Source organism: Saccharothrix xinjiangensis, assembly GCF_039527585.1.
Classification (GTDB): domain Bacteria; phylum Actinomycetota; class Actinomycetes; order Mycobacteriales; family Pseudonocardiaceae; genus Actinosynnema; species Actinosynnema xinjiangensis.
Window position 1 is genome coordinate 355,161 of record NZ_BAAAKE010000006.1, and the last position, 18,250, is coordinate 373,410.

The window sequence follows — 18,250 nt, forward strand, 5'->3', positions numbered from 1 at the left end:
GACCCAGGCCGCTCCAGCGGGACGTCGCGGTGCGCGTCCCCCTGGAACGGGATCCCGTCGAACCCGGCGTCACCTCACGGTGAACGCCCGGCTCACCCCGGTGAACGGCGTGATCGCGCCGGTCCACCCGCTCTTCCAGTCGCCGTGGTGGACGATGCGGTACGTGCCGGCCGGGGTGTCGGCCGGGATCGCCCAGGTGACGGTGGCGGTCGAGTTGGCGACGCCCTCGCGCTGCCAGCGGTAGCGGGTGGACCAGTCGCCGTCGTCGGCGTGGCGGGTCCACCGGCCGTCCACGAGCCGCTGGACCTCCAGGAACGTGCCGTTGCGGCGCAGGTTGTTCTTGGGGTGCCCGGTGACGAACACGGCCGTGGCGGTCTGGCCCCGGGTGTGCTCGGCGGCCGGCTCGGTGAGCACGTCGCCGAAGGACCTGCCCAGCGGCTTGTCGTCGAACACCACGCCGGTCTGGAGGTTGATCCCGGTGAACGGCGGCTCGCCGGGCGTCGGGCCGGGGTCGAGCGGCGCGCCCGTGCGCAGGGACTCGGCCAGCTCCCCGAACTCCTGCTGGTACGCGGGCAGGGTGTTGCGGCCGAACAGCGTCGAGCCGCCCTCGTACTGCTGGAGGTCGTACTCCTCCGGGGTGGTCACGTACTGGCTGTAGTCGTTGGCGTAGCCCTGGACCAGCACGTCCTCCAGCGGCACGCCCGCGCCCTCGGCGACCGCGCGCCGGATGCGCAGGCCGGCCACGACCGTCACCTCGGCGGGCACCGCGACCAGGTGCAGCGGTCCGATGCGGACGACCTGGAGCGGCAGCACGTCCGGCGTCGCGCCCACCAGCCCGGTGGGCACCAGGGACGCCTTGGGGTACTGGCAGTCGCGCAGCCACTGCGGCACCTCGACGTCCAACGGCTCGAACAGCGCCTTGAGCGGGCTCTGCATGCCCTCGCTGAAGCCGGGGAGCGCCGGGCCGTCCTCCACGCTGCCCGCCATGGTGGACGCGCCGACCACGCCCGAGCACGTGGTGCCGGGTCGGCCGTCGGTGGTGTGGCGGCCGTCCACGGCGACCCGGGACATGTCCACGAACCGCATCCGGGAGTCGACGCCGCCGGTGACGGCCCGCTGCGGGCCCGCGAACACCTCCTGCGCCTTGCGGTTCTGGCGCTCACCGATGATCCGGGTGTTCTCCACCTCGTCCTCGGTCGGGCCGGAGCCGGGGCGCAGGTTGAGGTTCGGCGACAGGTCGCCCGCGTTGGTGTTGGGGAACGCGGCGACGAAGCCGGGCCGGTCGTCGAGGTAGCGCACGCCCTCGTCGTCGTGCTCCCACTGGTAGGACGCGTAGCCCTTGTTGTCCGGGCTGATCAACGTGTTCTCGTTGGTCAGGGACGTGTTGTGGGTGGCGAACCAGCTGATCGCGCCGACGTCCTCGCCGCCGCGCCGGAACTTCAGCACGGTCACGGCCGGGTCGATGGCGTTCGGGAAGTGCGCCTTGTCGGCGGCCGGGTTGCGCTCGAACGCGGTGCGCGAGCGGTTCACGCTGGCGTTGGTCAGCTGCCCGCGCCCCAGGGACAGCTCACCGGGCGCGAGGTCCTCGTGCGCCTCGACGATCGACTCGGTGATGCCGTCCGCGATGGCGTTCAGCGCCTGCGGCTGGAGACCGAGGACCGACAGGTTGTAGGCGAGGTTGTGCGAGTAGCCGCCGGGGCCCGCGTGGGTGTGGGTGGCGGACAGCAGCAGGTTCTCGCGGGTGTAGAGGTCGCCGTAGCGGGGCCGCAGGCGGTCCAGCACGGCCTCCTGCACGGCGCGGAAGATCATCGCGAGGTCGGCGTTGACGTAGGCGACCCGCTCACCGGTGGCCCGGTCGACCACGACGTAGGCGCGGGACCGCTGGCGCTGGTGGATGCCGGTGGTCTTCTGGTCGAACGAGGAGTAGCCCATCATCCCGTTCTCGGCGGCGGGCCCGGTCACGTCGGAGATGCCGCGCCCGATCAGGTAGGGCTGGTCCTGAGCTTGGGAGTGGGCGGCGGGCAAACCGACCACGACCAGGGCCGCGACCAGCGCGGTGGGCACCAGCGAACGACGAGAACCCCTCATGCGCACTCCCGGAAATACGCGAAAGCTCTTCACTTTCGTCGGACCGTAGTGGGGAGCGCCCTCTCCGGCAAGTCGACCCCGAAGCCGGTGCCACGCGATCGGGGCAGGGGCCTCATTCACTCAAAGTGACGCCACCAGTACGGGTGGTAAATGCCCTGGGCGGGTCACGAACGGGTCGGCCGAGGTGCCGGCCGCCGGGATCCGGGGTGGACTCGCCGGACACCACGGTTAGACCAGGAGGCTGTCCCGCTTGAGCACCCCGTCCCGCCCGACCACGTCCCACGCGACCTCGCCCTGCCCGAGCGCGTCCTACCCGGTCACACCCCACCCGGCCGCACCCCACCCGGCCGTGCCCCACAGCGCGCTACCGCACCCCGTCACGCCGCACCCCTCAGCGCCACACCCCTCGGCACCACACCCCTCGGCACCGCACCCCTCGGCACCGCACCCCTCGGCGCCCTGTCCCGCCGCCTCCCGGTCCACCGGGTTCCGGAGCGCCGGGCACGCCCACACCGGCGCGACCACGGCCAGGTCCGCCCCGACCGGGTTCCGCTCCGCCACCGCGCCCGGCGCGCTGCCCGTCGTCGGCCACGCCTGGCACCTGGCCACCAGGCCCGTCGAGTTCCTGCGCTCGCTGCACCGCCTGGGCGACCTCGTGGAGATCCGGCTCGGTCCGCGCCCGGCGCACGTGTGCTGCCACCCCGAGATCCTGCGCCACGTCCTGGTGCACGACCGCGTCTTCGACCGCGGCGGCCCGGCCCTGGACCGCGTGCGCGACTTCATCGGCGACGGCCTGGGCACCTGCGGGCACGTCGAGCACCGCGCGCAGCGCCGGATGATCCAACCGGCGTTCCACCCCGACCGGCTCCGGCGCTACGCGCTGGTCATGGCCGAGGAGGCGGACGCGGCGGTCGGGGCGTGGCGCCCCGGCGAGGTCGCCGACGTGCACCCCGCGCTCCAGGCGCTGTCGCGGCGGATCGTGGTGCGGACCCTGTTCGCGGAGGACTCGCCCGAGGTCGTGCACGACATCCAGCGCGGTGTGGAAACGGTCCTGCGGGGCTTCCTGCCGCTGATGCTCGTCCCGCGCGGGCTGCGGCGGGCGCTGACCGCGGTCCACCGGCCGCACCGGCTGGCCGAGCGGTCGCTGCGGGACGCCGTGGAGCGCCTGGCCGCGGCACGCCCGCCCGGCGGCCTGGTGGACGAGCTGGCGCCGATGACCACCGACCAGGTGCACGACCAGGTCATGACCATGCTGGTGGCGGCCGTCGAGACGACCGCGGCCACCATGACCTGGTGCCTGACCCGCCTGGCCCGGCACCCGGAGGTGCAGGACGCGGTGCGCGCCGAGGCGACCGCGGTGTCCGACCCCGCCGACCTGACCTACGCGCGGCGGGTGCTGGACGAGACGCTGCGGCTGCACCACCCGACCGTGCTGATCACCAGGACCGTCACCGAGCCGGTCGAGCTGGCCGGCACCGCCCTGCCGCGCGGCGCCACGATCATGACCTCACCCGCCGTGGTCCACTTGAGCGAGGACAACTACCGGCAGCCGATGCTGTTCGACCCCGACCGGTGGGACGCCGCGCCGCCGCACGGGGCGTTCCTGCCGTTCGGCGGCGGGGCGCGGCGCTGCATCGGCGACGCCTACGCCACCACCGAGGCCACGCTGACCCTCGCCGCCCTCACCCGGAGGTGGCGGCTGTCCCTCGCGCCGGGCGCCGACCTGCGCACCACCATGAGGGGCGCGGTCCCCTGCCCGCGCCGGGCGCTGCTGCGCTTCGACGCCCACCGGGCGTAGCCGGAGCACCGCCCGTGCCCGCGTCGGCGGCCAGCCACCGGTGGCCCATCACCGGTGGCAGGCCGACGCGGGCACGGGCGCCGGTCACTGGAACCCGCGCCCGGTGCGGGGCACCAGGGCCAAGGGCCGCACCTCGGCGGCGAACCCCGGCGCGCCGGCCGGCCGCTCCGGCAGGGGTCGCGGTTCGGGTCGGTCGAAGGCGCCCTCGGCGAAGAGGTCCTCGATGAACGCGTCGACCTTCTCCTCGGTGACCGACGGCATGACGAAGACGTGCGCGTAGTGGCGCAGTTCGCCGTTCACCGGCATCGGCTGGCAGGACAGCGACCACTTCTCGACGACCGCGTCGCCGGGTTGGCGGAAGCGCACCGTCAGCGCCATCGGGCTGCGGTCGACGTGCAGGCCGCCCCCGGGCAGCCGGTCCTCCCGGTCGAGCCGGTCCTCCAGTTCCCGCAGCGAGCTCTCCAGGTACCGGGTGGTGCGCAGCGCCCGCACCGCCGTGGCCGCGTGCTCGCGGATGGACTTGGAGGCCAGGTGGTCCCACAGCACCAGCGGCGACAGGCCGTTGCGCGACCCGGCGAACGTGGTGTCGGGCGAACCGGTGTAGGCCGGTTTCGCCGGCGGCTCGACCCGGAACTTGTTCTTGGTCATGAACACGCCGCACGGCCAGGGCGCGCCGGGCCACTTGTGCCCGCTCATCACCAGGGAGCTGACCACGTCGACGCCGTGGACCCGCAGGCCGAAGTCGAACTCGGGGACCTTGTCCTTGACCTCCCGGCGCAGCTGCACTGCCAGTTCGCTGGTGCGTTCCTCGGCCGCCGCGATCCGCAGGTACGGCATGAACCCCGCGCCCAGCGCGCCGTCGACGTGGACCCAGAAGCCGCGGCGGCGGTCGGTGCGGCCGGGTTCGAACTCGATGTCCCGCTCCAGCAGGCCGTGCTCCGCGAAGATCGGGACGAGCCGGCCCGCGACCTTCTCGACGTTGTCGTAGGCGCCCTTGAAGGTGGTGCCGAAGTTGAGCAGCAGCAGGATCGGGTGCCCGCGCTCGGCGAAGAACCGGACCAGCCGCTCCAGCGCGTCCACGTCGATCTCGCCGCTGCCCTCCGCACCGCCCCGGGACGGGACCTCCATCGGCCACTCGTCGGCGACGGGGCACTGCCCGGGGTACTCCCGCCTGCCGATCGCCGCGAAGGTGTCGATGTCCAGCGTCCGGACCGCCTTGATCACCGAGTAGTGGGTGTCCTCGGAGTAGAACGCCACCGGCCGGTAGGTGTGGTCCCGGCCTTGCGCGCCCCGCTCGCCGTCGCCCGCGGCGGGCGGGGTCGCCTGCACGTACACCATCTGCTCGCCACCGCCGCCGGGCTCGGTGATGAGCTTCTTGCCCGACAGGTAGTCGCGGGCGCCGGCCAGCGCGTAGAGGTTGCCCTCGGTGGAGCCCATCGTCAGCACGTAACCCCAGTAGCTGTCGGGGTCGTCGGCGTCGTAGGGCCACGCCGCCCGCCAGAGCGACGCGTAGTGGTCGAGGACCGCGCGCTCCACGATCTTGGTGTTGACCCGGTAGTTGCCCTGCTGGAACGGGTCGCCGACGTTGTTGAGGTGGAACTCCAGGAACCGCGCCAGGTCCTGCTGGTAGTGCGCCATGTCCTGGTTGCCCTGGAAACCCACCATGGTCTCGTGCTTGCCGACCAGGTAGGTCTCCAACCGGTTGAGGGCCCGCTTGCGCTGCTGGGGGCTCAGGCCCCCGGCGGGGATCTCGAACTCCTTGACCTCCAGCTCCGGGTCGCTCGGGTAGACCTCCCTCGGGTCCCGGGAGGGCTCGGCGATGACCGGCGCGTGCCCGTTGCCCGGCCCGGCCGGGGTCACCGGCGCCGACCACGTCGCGTCGTCCGGCCCGTAGGGGAAGTCGGGCTGCGGCCGCCCGGTGGAGTGCGCGCTCATGACGTCCCCCTTCGGCGTGGACGGGGACCGCCCGCGCGGGTCCGCCCGTCCTGTGCGTCGGAGCGTGCCACCGGCCGGATCGCGGCCCTCGCCCGGAGTCGCCGCATTCACCGGTTCGTGTCAGAGGTTCACCCGTTGGCCCTGCTCGGGTAGAGCAGCCTCAGCACCCCGACGCAGAGGGCCTGGAGGCCGAGCGCGACCAGGGCGTGCACCACCCAGGCGCCGGCGAGCGTGGGACCGCCCCAGGCCTCGTCGAGGTCCGGGTCCGCGGTGAACGGGTGGCCGAGGGCGCCGGCGGTGTCCGGCCAGAGCGGGTACAGCCAGCCCCGGGCCGCCAGGTAGGCGGCGAGCAGGGCGAACGGCGCGGCGGCCAGTGCGCGGAGGACACCCGGTCGCGGGTGCACCCCGAGGCGTGCGGCGAGTGCTCTCACCCCTGGGACGCTAGCCGCGGACCGGGGCCGGGTCGTCCCACCGGGGAACTACTCCCCGCGTCATACCGGTGCGGGGGTCACTGCACGTCGCCCGTCGTGGTCGAGCGGACCCGGCCCGTCGAGGACAGGTCGCCCGGCGGTATGCCGGGGTGGTGGTCCGCCCGCGCGCCGGGCGCGACGGCGGTGGGCACCAGCGACAGGCGGGAGACGATGCGGTAGCGGTCGCCCCGGTACAGGGAGTGCACGTACTCCACCGGGCGGCCCGAGGTGTCGTTGGTCAGGCGCTCGAACAGCAGCGCGGGCGCGAAGACCGGGACGCCGAGCAGCCCGGACTCCGCGTCGTTGGTGACGGTGGGTTCGATGGACTGCACCGCGTCGTGGACGTGGACACCGTGCTCGGCCAGGCGGTCGTAGAAGTTGCCCGACTCCATGTCCTCCGGGGTGAGGCCGGGCGCGACGGCCACCGGGACGTGCAGGTACTCGATCGCCATCGGCTGCCCGTCGACCAGGCGCAGGCGCGCGGTGTAGGCGATCTCGGCGGCCGGTGACACGCGCAGCCTGCGGCCGACGCGCGCGCCGGCGGGGACGCGGGCGTGCTCAAGCACCCGGCTGGTCCACACCCCGCCCGCCTGCGGCAGCGTCATGGCCCGGTCGCCGGACACCAGCTCCTGGGTGATCTTCGCGGGCGCGACGAACGTGCCCCGGCCGTGCTGGCGGACCAGCAGGCCGGTGTTGACCAGCTCGTCCACCGCCGATCGCAGCGTGGGGCGGGACACCGACAGCTGCCGGCACAGCGCGCGCTCGGCCGGGATCGGCGCGCCCGGCGGGTGCGTCTCGATGAGTTCCAGCAGGTAGTCGCGCACCCGTTCGCGCTTGAGGATCGGTTCGGCCATGGCGCCTCGCTTCGTCCGACGCTGCTCCGACCGCGTCGCCCGGCCAGTATGGCAGACCACTGGTCAGTAACCACTTGCCAGACAACGAGAGCGCTCTCAAGGCTGTGAGCTGGGTGTTGACTGCAACATTGGTCTATGCCATCTTCAACACGCTCCACCCAGGGTTTACCAATTGGTCAGCTGAGAGGTGAGACGTGCCGCACCGCCCCCTTGCCCTCCTCCTCGCGCTGGGACTCGCCCTGACGGCCTGCGGCGACGACCCCGGCGACGCCGGCGGCCGGCAGCAGATCACCGTCTGGCTCATGAAGGACTCGGCCACCGACGACTTCGTCAGCCGCTTCGAAGCGGAGTTCGAACGGGACCACCCCGACCTGGACCTCGACCTCCAGGTCCAGGAGTGGAACGGGATCACCCAGAAGGTGACGAGCGCGCTGGCCGGCACCGACCCGCCCGACGTCATCGAGGTCGGCAACACCCAGGTCGCCCAGTACGCGGCCAGCGGTGGCGTGACCGACCTGACCGACCGGAAGGCCGAGCTGAAGGGTGAGGACTGGATCCCCGGCCTGGCCGAGCCGGGCGCGGTCGACGGCAGGCAGCACGGCATCCCGTTCTACGCCGCCAACCGCGTGGTCATCTACCGCAAGGACCTGTTCCAGGCCGCCGGGGTGACGCCGCCCAGGACCCGCGACGAGTGGCTGGCCGCCACCGAGCGGCTCGACGAGGGCGACGCGCAGGGCATCTACCTGCCCGGCCAGAACTGGTACGTGCTGGCCGGCTTCGTCTGGGACGAGGGCGGCGACCTGGCCACCCGGGAGGGCGACCGGTGGTCCGGCTCCCTGAACACGCCCGAGGCGCTGGCGGGCGCCGACTTCTACCGCAGGCTCCAGGCGCTCGGCGACGGGCCGAAGGACTCCGACGAGGCCAGGCCGCAGCAGACCGACGTGGTGGCCGCCGGCCAGGTCGCGCAGTTCATCGCCGTGCCCGGCGCGGCGAAGCTGGTCGAGCAGGCCAACCCCGAGCTGGCCGGCGAGCTCGGCTTCTTCCCGATCCCCGGCAAGACCGCGGCCACGCCCGGCGCGGTGTTCACCGGCGGTTCGGACCTGATCATCCCGCTCGCCTCGCCGCGCCAGGAGGGCGCCTACGCCGTGGTGGAGGCGCTGACCGGCGAGAAGTGGCAGGTCGAACTGGCCAAGGCGATGAACTACGTGCCCAACCGGACGAGCCTGGCCGCCGCCGTCGGCGACGACCCGGGCGCGGCGGCCATGGCGGCGGCCGCGGTCAACGGGCACGCCACGCCCAACTCGCCGAACTGGGCGGCGGTGGAGGCGCGCAACCCGGTCAAGGAGTTCCTCACCGCGGTGCTGACCGGGGCCGACCCGGCCACCGCGGCCGCCGAGGCGGACCGGGTGATCACCCGGGCGCTCAACTCGGGGGAGTAGGTGGCGACCACGTTGGCGCGGTCGGTCGAGCACCGCCCGCGCCCCGCGCCCGCACCCCGGCGGCGACGGCGCCCGCTCTGGCCCTACCTGCTGATCTCGCCGACACTCCTGGCCACCGGCTACCTCCTGCTGTACCCGCTGGTGCGCAACGTGGTGATCTCCTTCCAGGAGTTCCGCCTGCCGCAGCTGGTGCGCGGGGACGCCCGGTTCGTCGGCCTGGCGAACTACGCCAGGGTGCTGTCCGACCCGGAGTTCTGGGCCGTGGTGCGGCGCACCCTGCTGTTCACCGCGATCAACGTCGTGCTCATCATGGTGCTGTCCACGCTGGTCGCCCTGCTGCTGGTGCGGCTCGGCCGCGCGCTGCGCCTGCTGGTGATGTCCGGGCTGGTGCTGGTGTGGGCCACGCCGGTGATCGCGGCGACCACCGTGTTCCAGTGGCTGTTCCAGTCGCGGCTCGGGGTGGTGAACTGGGCGCTGGTGCGGCTCGGCTTCGAGGGCTTCCGCGACTACGCGTGGTTCGCCGACGGGCCCGCCACGTTCGCGATCCTCGTGGTGCTGATCGTGTGGCAGTCGGTGCCGTTCGCCGCGCTGTCGCTGTACGCGGCGATGGTGACCGTCCCGGCCGAGCTGTACGAGGCGGCGCGGATCGACGGCGCGGGCGCGTGGCGGTCGTTCACCACCATCACCGTCCCCGTGCTGCGCGCGATGTTCGGCCTGATCACCTGCCTGGAGGTCATCTGGGTGGCCAAGGCGTTCGTGCAGATCTGGGTGATCAGCCAGGGCGGTCCCGGTCAGGCCACCACCACGCTGCCGGTGTACGCGTTCCAGGTCGCGCAGTCGTTGCAGCGCTACGACCTCGGCGCGGCCGTGTCGATGCTCATGGTGGTGCTGCTGGTGCTCGCGCTGCTGGCCTACCTCAGGCAGCTCTACCGGCAGGAGGGCGAGTCGTGACCGGTCGGGTGCTGCGGGCCGCGGCCGCGCTGGTCGTGTTCGTCGTGTCGGTGTTCCCCGTGTACTGGATGGTGCTGACCGCCTTCAAGCCGACGCGCGACATCCAGGCCGCCACACCGGTGTTCCTGCCGCTGTCGCTGACCCTCGACCACTTCGGCACGGCGGTCGCGGCGCGCGGGTTCTGGTCGTTCTGGCGCAACAGCGCCCTGGTGGCCTGCGGGGCGGTGCTGCTGGCGCTCGTGGTCGCGCTGCTGGCGGCGTTCGCGGTGGCGCGCCTGCGGTGGCCGGGCAGGCGCGGCTTCGTGCTGATGGTGTTCATCGCGCAGATGACGCCGTGGGAGGCGCTGCTGATCCCGGTCTACGTCATCGCCCGCGACACCGGGGCGCTCGACACGCTGTGGATGCTCACGCTCGTCTACTTCATGATCACGCTGCCGTTCACGATCGTCACCCTGCGCGGGTTCCTCGCCGCGATACCCGCGGACCTGGAGGAGGCCGCCCTGGTCGACGGCTGCTCGCGCGCCCAGGCGTTCCGGCGGGTGGTGTTCCCGCTGCTGGCGCCGGGCCTGCTGGCGACCTCGCTGTTCGGGTTCATCACCGCCTGGAACGAGTTCGCCTTCGCCAACGTGCTGATCATCAAGGACCAGGACGACCGCACGCTGCCCGTGTGGCTGTCGTCGTTCAGCAACACCTTCGGCACGGACTGGGGCGCCACCATGGCCGCCTCCACCCTGTTCATGCTGCCGGTGCTGCTGGTCTTCCTGGTCCTCCAGGGACGCGTGACCACCGGCATCGTCGGTGGCGCGGTGAAGGGCTGAGGGGGCCGCGTGATCGTGCCACGACCGACGAGGCTGGTCCGCCGCCGCGGCCGGTTCACCCTCTCCCCCGACACCGCCGTCCGCGCGGGTCCCGGCGCGGAGGGCGCGGCCCGGCTGCTGCGCGCGTCGCTGCGCCCGGCCACCGGGCTGCCGCTGCCGGTGCACGAGGACGGGCGGGTGGTCATCGCGCTCGACGAGCGGCTGGTCGGCCTCGGCGACGAGGGCTACGCGCTGAGCGTCACCGAGCACGCCGTGGTGCTGCGGGCGGCGACCCGGCAGGGGCTGGCGCACGGCGTGCAGACCATCCGGCAGCTGCTGCCGGTCGAGGCCCTGGGGTCGAGGCCGGCGCCGAACGTGGAGTGGGCGCTGCCCGGGGTGGACATCCGGGACGCGCCGCGCCTGCCGTGGCGCGGGGTGCTGCTGGACGTGGCCCGGCGCTTCCAGCCGGTGGCCGCGCTGCGCCGGTTCGTCGACCTGATGGCGCTGCACAAGCTCAACGTGCTGCACCTGCACCTCACCGACGACCAGGGCTGGCGGTTGCCGGTGCCGGGGTGGCCGCGGCTGACCGAGGTCGGGGCCTGGCGCGCGGAGAGCGACGGCGACGGCGTGCCGCACGGCGGCTGCTACACCCGCGCGGAGCTGGCCGGGCTCGTCGCCCACGCCGCCGAGCGCGGGGTCCGGGTGGTGCCGGAGGTCGAGATGCCGGGCCACGCGCGGGCCGCCCTGGCGGCGTACCCGCACCTGGGCAACGTGCCGGGTCGCGAGCTGCCGGTGTGGACGCGGTGGGGCGTCAGCGAGGCGGTGTTCGGCGTGCACGACGCCGCCCTGGAGTTCTGCCGGGACGTGCTGGACGAGGTGCTGGAGGTCTTCCCCGGGCCGCACGTGCACATCGGCGGCGACGAGTGCCCCACCACCGAGTGGGAGACCAGCCCCACCGCCCTGGCGCGGGTCGCCCGCGAGGGCCTGGCCGGGCCGCACGAGCTGCGCGGCTGGTTCCTGCGCCAGGTCGCCGAGCACCTGGTGTCGCGCGGGCGGACGCCGGTGTCGTGGGAACCGGTCGGGCGCCCCGGCGCGGTGCTCATGCCGTGGCGGGACGCGGCGGACGCCCACGCGGCGCTGGACGGCGGGCACGACGTGGTCATGGCGCCGCACCGCTCGACCTACCTGGACTACCCGCAGTCGGCCGGCCCCGACGAGCCCGCCGGGCAGCCCGGCCTGGTGGTGACCGCGCACGACGTCTACCACGTGCCCCTGCCCGCCGGGGTCCTCGGCGCCCAGTGCGCGTTGTGGACCGAGTACGTGCCCACCGCGCGACACCTGGAGCGGCTGGCGTTCCCCCGGCTCGCGGCCCTGTCCGACGCGCTGTGGGCCAAGCGCCCCTCGTGGACCGACTTCACCGACCGGATGCGCGGGCACGCCGACCGGCTGACCGCGCTGTCGGTGCCGCACGGACCGCTGACGACCAGGGAGGAGGACGACGACCGCTCCCCCGTTCAACCCTGCTGACCCGAGGAGAACGACCTTGTCCACCCTGTCCACCCCGTCCACGCGCAAGATCGCCGCGGCGGGCGCGGCCGCGGTGGCGGTGGGCGCCCTGGTGACCGGCCTGGTCACCGCGCCCCCCGCGCTCGCCGCCGACGCGGTCACCGCCCAGTACCGCACCAGCGCCACCGCCGCCGCGACCGACCAGGCCGAGCCCTGGTTCAAACTGGTCAACTCGGGCACCACGACCCTGCCCCTGAACGAGTTGAAGGTCCGCTACTACTTCACCGCCGACACCCCCTCCACCGGCTACCGCTTCGCGTGCTCGTGGGCGGTGCGCGGCTGCGGGATCGTGACCGGCACGTTCGGCACGCTGACCGGCGGCGGCGCCGACCGGTACCTGGAGGTCGGCTTCACCTCCGGCACCCTGGCCCCCGGCGCCGACACCGGGGACCTGCAACTGCGCTTCTACCGGGCCGACTGGGGCCGGATCACCCAGTCCGACGACTACTCGTTCCGGGCGTCGAGCACCTACTCGGCGTGGTCGCGGGTGACCGTGCACCGGGGCGGGGCCCTGCTGTACGGCACCCCGCCGGGCGGTTCGCAGCCCACGACCACCACCACCACCACCACCACGTCGAACCCGCCCAACCCCAACGGCCCGGCGCTGTTCGACGACTTCTCCTACACCGGGTCGGCCGACCCCCGGATCGCGCAGCGCGGCTGGACGGTCCGGGCCGGCGGCGGCGGTCCGGGCGTGCCGGGCGCGGAGTGGGACCCGACGCGGGTGACGTTCCCGTCCGTGGACGGGCAGCAGTCGATGCGGCTGGAGTCGTGGAACAACGGCTCGGCGGCGCGGCAGACCGAGCTGTACCACCAGCGGAAGTTCTTCGAGGGCACGTACGCGGCACGGGTGAAGTTCTCCGACGCGCCGGTGTCCGGCCCCGACGGCGACCACGTGGTGCAGACGTTCTTCACCATCACGCCCCTGCGCTCCGACCTCGACCCGGACTACGGGGAGATCGACTTCGAGTACCTGCCCAACGGCGGGTGGGGCGAACCGGCGAACGTCCTGTACGAGACGACGTGGGAGACCTACCGCAACGAGCCGTGGCTGGCGGACAACACCCACACCGCGCAGCGGCAGAGCTACGCGGGCTGGCACGACCTGGTGGTGCAGGTGTCGGGTGGCCGGGTGAAGTACTTCGTGGACGGCGCGCAGGTGGCCGACCACGGCGACAAGTACTACCCGGAGACCCCGATGTCGATCAACTTCAACCTGTGGTTCATCTCGGGCGGGTTGGTCGGGACGCCGGGTGAGCGGACGTACCAGCAGCACGTGGACTGGGTGTACTTCGCCAAGGACCAGGTGCTGAGCCCGGCGCAGGTGACGTCGAAGGTGGGCGGTTACCGGTCGGCGGGCGTGTCCCACGTGGACACGGTTCCGGCGGCGTAGTCGTCGTTCCCCGGCCCGCTGTCCGGCGGGTCGGGGAACGGCCGGTGGCGGAGCTCCGGGTCCAGGCCGTCGTCCCAGGGCTCCGCCACCGAGCCGTCCGCCTCCAGGCCGAACCGACTGGCGAGGCGGAGGACGTCCGGTTCGCCGAGCAGGACGCGACGGGCCAGGTCCGCTCCGGCGCCCGGTGTCGTCGGGTCCTCGTGCCGGTGGAAGCCCAGGTCGGCGAACAACCCCTCGACGCCCCCGCCGACGCCCGCCGCCCGGCCCAGGTGCCCGTCGGCCTCGTCGGGGCAACCCACCAGGTCGCACGTCGAGGTCCGTTGAGCCCAACACGCAGGTGTGAAGATCCGCACCCCGCCTGAGGACAGGATCTCCTCCATCACGGACCACGACCCCCGGGTGAACGGTTCGCGCCCGTCCTCGGTCTCGCCGGCGTAGTACGACAGCTCATCCCGGGCGCCGGCGACTCCGGCCGCCGCGGCGCGGCGCCACAGGCCGTGGGCGATGCGCGACCGGTGCCGTCGGTGCGCGGAGACGCCGAGCCGGTACCTGTCGTCCGGATCGGCGGCGTGGTCGAGCACCGCGTCCCAGAACCGCTGGGGCGGCACGACGTAGGCACGCGTCCGCCGGCCGAACTGGTCCAGGTGGTCGTGCAGCCGGACCGCGGGCGGCGGTGGTCGGCCGGCGAACACCGGAGGTCGTTCCAGCGCCCGCGCGGAACCGGCCAACTCGGTGGTCAGCGCGTCGAGCGCCTCGGCGAACCAGTCGGGACGGCTGAGGGAGCGGCGCTGCTCGGCGTCGGTGAGGTACGCCGGTGCGGCGTGGTGGAGCAACTCGACCGGGAGCCATTCGCCGTGCCCGAGGCGACGGGCGTCCATCGCGGCGCGCAGCACCGCGCGCTCGGTCGCCGAGGCGGTGTTGCGCAGGTTCACCAGAGCGGGCACGCCGGCGATCACCTGGGTCAACTCGATCCGGGTGGCGCGCCCCGCTCCACCGGCGGCGGCGTCCTCGAACTCCACCGCACGGCGCACGTGGACGTCCCGGCTGCGGCGCGCGGCCTCCAGGTCGGCGCCGGTGAAAGCGCCGGGCACCGGCCACGTGCGCCCGGCGAGGAGCAGGCGGGCGTCGGCGAACCGGTCGGGTCGGCCCGGTCGGGGCCGGCCCGCGATGAGGTTCAGGTAGCGGGGCCACAGCGTGCCCAGCACCAGCACCGGCGCGTGACCGGGATCCGCCAGCCGCTCCCGCAGCGCGGAGGCGATCGCGGAGGCGACCTCGTGATCGGGGTCGACGAGGTACCGCTGGGCCTCGTCGAGCCAGATCACGGTCTTCGGCCCGACCGAGCCCAGTTCGGCGAGGAAGCGCCTCGCGGGCGCCGGGGCGATGCCCGGCCACACCCGCCACCCGGCTTCGAGCAGGCTCGTCACCGTGTCGGGGTCGAGGTGGACGCGGCGGCGCAGGGCTTCGAACAGGGCACGGGTCTTGCCCGCGGTCGACTCGCTGACCAGCACGGCGAGGCCGGATTCCGAAGCCGGACCGAGGGCGGCGGCCACCAGGTCCGTCAACCGGTGGTCGTGGGCGCGCACGACGTACCCGGTCAGCGCGTCCGCGCCGGGCGTCGCCGCGTGGTGGACCTCCAGGTCGGAGGGCGAGACCTCGGTGATCGGACGGCCGAGCGGCCCGCCCGTGCGGCGTTCCGGGGCGAGGTGGAGGTGGACTCCACCTCGGACCGCGCCCGCCTGCACGACGAGGCCGGACACGCTCCCGGCAACGGTGTTCGTCACGTGCGGCGGCACGGCGGGGTCGGGCACCCGGTCAGTGTTCCACCAGTCAGTGTTCCACCGGTCACCCCGCCTTCCGCAGCACCTCCGCCAACGACGTGGCCGGGTGGCCGGTGACCCGGTGCACTTCCCGACCGACCGTGGACGCAGAGCGACCCAACAGCGCGGCGGATCGCCCGGTAGGACTCACCGGCGTGCAGCCCTCGCGAGATCTCCTCCTGCTCCGCCAGGGTCAGGCTCCCAGCACGCGACTCTTCAACCTCTGCCTGCACATGGACACGGAGACGCTTCACACTTCACGCCATCCCTGTTCCAGCAGGTCGAAGACGACGTCGAGAGCGGCACGCGGATCGGGCTCCGTGCCGGCGAGGTCCGGGATCATCAGGACGTAGCGGGCAAGGGCCCGGATGTCCATGTCGCCCGCGGACCTGCCGCACTCGGCGGCGATGGCCTCCGAGAGCACGTCCTGGCCACGAAGCCACAGTTTGAGCTGGTAGCCGCGCAACGCGGGGGTGTTGACGATCAGTTCGGTCCTGAGGCGGAACTCCACCGAGGGGTTGCTCCGGAACGGTCCGCGGTCCGCGAGGAACTCCCGCAGCGCTCGCAGGATCGCCTGCCCGGCCGGGCGGTCGCGAACGGCGGCGACCAAGGCGGCCTCGCGCTGGGCGCCGTCGTCGAAGATCAGGGACTCCTTGCCGTCCGGGAAGTGACTGAACACGGTGCCCAGAGCCGTGTCGGCGGCCGCGGCGATCTCAGCGACGGTCACGTTGTCGTACCCGCGCTCCAGGAAGAGCGTCATCGCCGCCTCTGCGAGCGCTTGACGCGTCTGCGCCTTCTTGCGCTCCCTGCGTCCCACCATCTCCACAGCGGGAAGCATAGGGCACCTGGACCAGCTCTAAAGTTGAAGTCATTCTAAGTTTGATACGATTCTAGTCAACGGTCGCCGCGGCGGCGGGGAATCGACGACAGGAGTGGCACATGAGGACTGCGATCACCAACGCGCGCGTGTTCGACGGCGAACGGGTGCTCGACGCCGACACCGTCGTGATCGACGGCGGCGTCATCACCTCGGTCGGCGCCGTCGCCCCACCGGGAAGCGAGATCGTCGACGCTCGAGGCGGCACCCTGCTGCCGGGGCTGTTCGACGCCCATGTCCACACCAGCGAGGAGGCACTGGCACTGGCGTTGCGGTTCGGGGTCACCACGGAACTGGAGATGCAGGGCACCCACACCAAGCCCAACCGGAGGCACATCACCTCCAACGACGGTGTCGCCGACGTCCGATCAGCGGGCTTCGCGATCACGCCACCCGGCGGCCACCCCAGCGAGCTGTTCCCCGAGGACTTCCGCCCCGGTGGCGGACGCCGCCCCGTCGGCGAGATCGTCCACCCCTTCTCGACCACACCGGAACAAGCAGCCGGCTTCATCCCACGACTGGTCGAGACCGGGTCCGACTACATCAAGTTCATGATCGACGACGGCAGCGTCGAGGGCCACCCCGGTCTTCCGGTGCTCGACCGGGCAACCGTGACCGCAGGCGTCGCGGAAGCCCACAGGCACGGCATGCTCACCGTCGCCCACGCCCTCACCGCCGAGGCGACCAGGATGGCGATCGACGCGGGCATCGACGGGCTGGTCCACCTGTTCATGGACCAGCCGCACACCGACGAGCTCGTCGACCTCATCGCGGCCTCCGGCGCCTTCGTCGTGCCCTGCGTTGTGCTCAACGCGTCCATGATGGGCATCACCGGCGACACCCTCGCCGACGACGCGCGCGTGTCCTCACGCCTGGACGCCGCCTGGAACGAGACCCTCCGCAGCAGCTTCAACCGCTACCCGCAAGGCAGGCTCGACGACGTGCTCCGCTCCGTCGGGGCACTGCACCGCGCAGGCGTCGACCTCCTCGTCGGCACGGACGCCTCGATGCCGCTGCCGTTCCTCGGCGGCGTGGCCCACGGCGCCAGCGTCCACCAGGAACTGCAATACCTCGTCCAGGCGGGCCTCTCCCCCGCCGACGCGCTGGCAGCGGCCACCTCGGCTCCCGCACGTCGTTTCAGCCTCGACGACCGCGGCCGCATCACCGAGGGCAAGCGCGCCGACCTCCTCCTGGTGGACGGTGATCCGACCACGACGATCTCCGACACCCTCAACACCCGTGACACCTGGCGCCGCGGCACTCGCCTCGGCCCTGCCTGAACCACTGGCCGGTGTGCTGCTCCGAGCCCGGCGACCGGCCGCACCTGCCGGGTCTGCGGCACTGTCGGTCGAGGGCGTCGAGGGCGTCGGTGATGTGATCGTGGTGCGGGCGTCAGCGCAGGGACGAGGCGAGGCCGAGGCCCTGCTCGCGCAGCGCCCGAGCGACCACCTCGGCGATGCGGGCCGCGCCGGCGGCTTCGAAGTGGGTGTGGTCGTTGCAGAAGAACGCGCCGACCGCGCCCTGCGTGTAGTCGCCGTTGTTCGGGCACAGGCGCAGCGAGTTGTAGAGGGCGACGCTGCGCTGGTGCAGGTCGATGACCGGCACCTGGTCGGCCTGCGCCTGGGCGATGGTCTCGGACACGAACCCGCGGTTGCCCACGGCGGTGGAGCCGGAGCAGCGGATCGCGGCGACCGGCGTCACGAACACCGGCTTGACGCCGCGGGCCTTCGCCTCACGGGCCATGGTGGACAGCAGTTGGCGGTAACGGGTCGTGCCCACGTGCCGGGGGCAGTTGCGGTCGCCGTCGTTGATGCCGAACTGGATGACCAGCCAGTCCCCCGCCGTCATGCCGTTGGTGGACGACAGCATGTTCGCCCAGCGGGAGGCGTAGGTGCGGGGGCTGACCACGCACTCGCCGGTGGAGTCCTTGGTGCTCTTGACGTTGGACTCGTAGAGCCAGGTCTGGATGCTGCGCCCGCCCACGGCGTTGTTGACCACGGTGACGTCGTCGTTGAACAGCCGGTCGAACTGGCTGCCCCAGCCCGCCGGGCAGCTGACGCCGGAGTTGGGGTTGGCCATGGTGGAGTCACCGGCCAGCCACACCTTGAACGGCGCGGCGGCGGCCCCCGGACCGGTCCGGTCGGTGGCGGCGCAGGGCGCGGGCGCGGCTTGCGCCGGCGCGGTCACGACCGTCGCGGCGGCGCACACCGCCGCCGCGACCGCCAGGTTCCTGGTGAGCGAAGAAGTCCTCATCGATCCTCCATG

General features: G+C 72.9%; 14 protein-coding genes. 7 read left to right on the forward strand and 7 right to left on the reverse strand.

Going from position 1 to position 18,250, the window contains the following annotated elements; translation table 11 throughout:
• Positions 1 to 69: 69 nt before the first annotated feature.
• Entirely contained in the window at positions 70 to 2,088 is a 2,019-nt protein-coding gene (locus tag ABD223_RS17045) for a neutral/alkaline ceramidase (RefSeq protein ID WP_344037222.1), read from the reverse strand.
• A 250-nt stretch (positions 2,089 to 2,338) separates the two neighbouring features.
• On the opposite strand from ABD223_RS17045, the gene ABD223_RS17050 reads away from it, so the two are divergent.
• The gene (locus tag ABD223_RS17050) at positions 2,339 to 3,886 is read left to right on the forward strand and encodes a cytochrome P450 (protein WP_344037223.1); all 1,548 of its coding nucleotides are present in this window, start codon (positions 2,339 to 2,341) and stop codon (positions 3,884 to 3,886) included.
• A gap of 84 nt (positions 3,887 to 3,970) precedes the next feature.
• On the opposite strand, the gene ABD223_RS17055 is transcribed toward ABD223_RS17050, so the two are convergent.
• The 3 genes from ABD223_RS17055 to ABD223_RS17065 all read right to left on the reverse strand — a co-directional run bounded on the left by ABD223_RS17055 (position 3,971) and on the right by ABD223_RS17065 (position 7,145).
• Positions 3,971 to 5,821 carry a PLP-dependent aminotransferase family protein gene (locus tag ABD223_RS17055; protein ID WP_344037224.1) on the reverse strand — a complete coding sequence of 617 codons (1,851 nt, stop codon included), beginning with the start codon at positions 5,819 to 5,821 and terminating at the stop codon, positions 3,971 to 3,973.
• Positions 5,822 to 5,949: 128 nt separating this feature from the next.
• Positions 5,950 to 6,252, reverse strand: a complete 303-nt coding sequence (locus tag ABD223_RS17060) for a hypothetical protein (protein WP_344037225.1) — start codon at positions 6,250 to 6,252, stop codon at positions 5,950 to 5,952.
• Between the two features lie 77 nt (positions 6,253 to 6,329).
• Positions 6,330 to 7,145, reverse strand: a complete 816-nt coding sequence (locus tag ABD223_RS17065) for a GntR family transcriptional regulator (RefSeq protein WP_344037226.1) — start codon at positions 7,143 to 7,145, stop codon at positions 6,330 to 6,332.
• Positions 7,146 to 7,339: 194 nt separating this feature from the next.
• Here ABD223_RS17065 and ABD223_RS17070 point away from each other — a divergent pair, with 194 nt between their 5' ends.
• The 5 genes from ABD223_RS17070 to ABD223_RS17090 are packed head-to-tail and all read left to right on the forward strand — an operon-like array spanning position 7,340 to position 13,291.
• Entirely contained in the window at positions 7,340 to 8,584 is a 1,245-nt protein-coding gene (locus ABD223_RS17070; RefSeq protein WP_344037227.1) for an extracellular solute-binding protein, read from the forward strand.
• Positions 8,585 to 9,535, forward strand: coding sequence for a carbohydrate ABC transporter permease (locus ABD223_RS17075; RefSeq protein WP_344037228.1), 951 nt, complete (start codon positions 8,585 to 8,587; stop codon positions 9,533 to 9,535).
• The gene (locus ABD223_RS17080) at positions 9,532 to 10,353 is read left to right on the forward strand and encodes a carbohydrate ABC transporter permease (protein WP_344037229.1); all 822 of its coding nucleotides are present in this window, start codon (positions 9,532 to 9,534) and stop codon (positions 10,351 to 10,353) included. The genes ABD223_RS17075 and ABD223_RS17080 overlap by 4 nt, the downstream gene beginning before the upstream one ends.
• 9 nt (positions 10,354 to 10,362) lie before the next feature.
• The gene (locus ABD223_RS17085; RefSeq protein ID WP_344037230.1) at positions 10,363 to 11,859 is read left to right on the forward strand and encodes a beta-N-acetylhexosaminidase; all 1,497 of its coding nucleotides are present in this window, start codon (positions 10,363 to 10,365) and stop codon (positions 11,857 to 11,859) included.
• Positions 11,860 to 11,875: 16 nt separating this feature from the next.
• Positions 11,876 to 13,291: a cellulose binding domain-containing protein gene (locus ABD223_RS17090; protein WP_344037231.1), complete on the forward strand. Its 1,416-nt coding sequence runs from the start codon at positions 11,876 to 11,878 to the stop codon at positions 13,289 to 13,291.
• Here the strand turns inward: ABD223_RS17090 and ABD223_RS17095 are convergent.
• The gene (locus tag ABD223_RS17095; protein ID WP_344037232.1) at positions 13,243 to 15,099 is read right to left on the reverse strand and encodes a hypothetical protein; all 1,857 of its coding nucleotides are present in this window, start codon (positions 15,097 to 15,099) and stop codon (positions 13,243 to 13,245) included. The two genes, ABD223_RS17090 and ABD223_RS17095, sit on opposite strands and share 49 nt — an antisense overlap.
• 259 nt (positions 15,100 to 15,358) lie before the next feature.
• Entirely contained in the window at positions 15,359 to 15,928 is a 570-nt protein-coding gene (locus tag ABD223_RS17100) for a TetR/AcrR family transcriptional regulator (protein ID WP_344037279.1), read from the reverse strand.
• A gap of 119 nt (positions 15,929 to 16,047) precedes the next feature.
• On the opposite strand from ABD223_RS17100, the gene ABD223_RS17105 reads away from it, so the two are divergent.
• Positions 16,048 to 17,265, forward strand: a complete 1,218-nt coding sequence (locus ABD223_RS17105; protein WP_344037233.1) for an amidohydrolase family protein — start codon at positions 16,048 to 16,050, stop codon at positions 17,263 to 17,265.
• Between the two features lie 112 nt (positions 17,266 to 17,377).
• On the opposite strand, the gene ABD223_RS17110 is transcribed toward ABD223_RS17105, so the two are convergent.
• Positions 17,378 to 18,238 carry a GDSL-type esterase/lipase family protein gene (locus ABD223_RS17110; RefSeq protein ID WP_344037234.1) on the reverse strand — a complete coding sequence of 287 codons (861 nt, stop codon included), beginning with the start codon at positions 18,236 to 18,238 and terminating at the stop codon, positions 17,378 to 17,380.
• Positions 18,239 to 18,250 lie beyond the last annotated feature (12 nt).

Excerpts from the sequence above, each read along its gene's own strand:
- ABD223_RS17045 (WP_344037222.1), bottom strand. The coding sequence starts at position 2,088 with ATGAGGGGTTCTCGTCGTTCGCTGGTGCCCACCGCGCTGGTCGCGGCC.
- ABD223_RS17055 (WP_344037224.1), bottom strand. The coding sequence starts at position 5,821 with ATGAGCGCGCACTCCACCGGGCGGCCGCAGCCCGACTTCCCCTACGGG.
- ABD223_RS17065 (WP_344037226.1), bottom strand. The coding sequence starts at position 7,145 with ATGGCCGAACCGATCCTCAAGCGCGAACGGGTGCGCGACTACCTGCTG.
- ABD223_RS17100 (WP_344037279.1), bottom strand. The coding sequence starts at position 15,928 with ATGGTGGGACGCAGGGAGCGCAAGAAGGCGCAGACGCGTCAAGCGCTC.
- ABD223_RS17105 (WP_344037233.1), top strand. The coding sequence starts at position 16,048 with ATGAGGACTGCGATCACCAACGCGCGCGTGTTCGACGGCGAACGGGTG.
- ABD223_RS17110 (WP_344037234.1), bottom strand. The coding sequence starts at position 18,238 with ATGAGGACTTCTTCGCTCACCAGGAACCTGGCGGTCGCGGCGGCGGTG.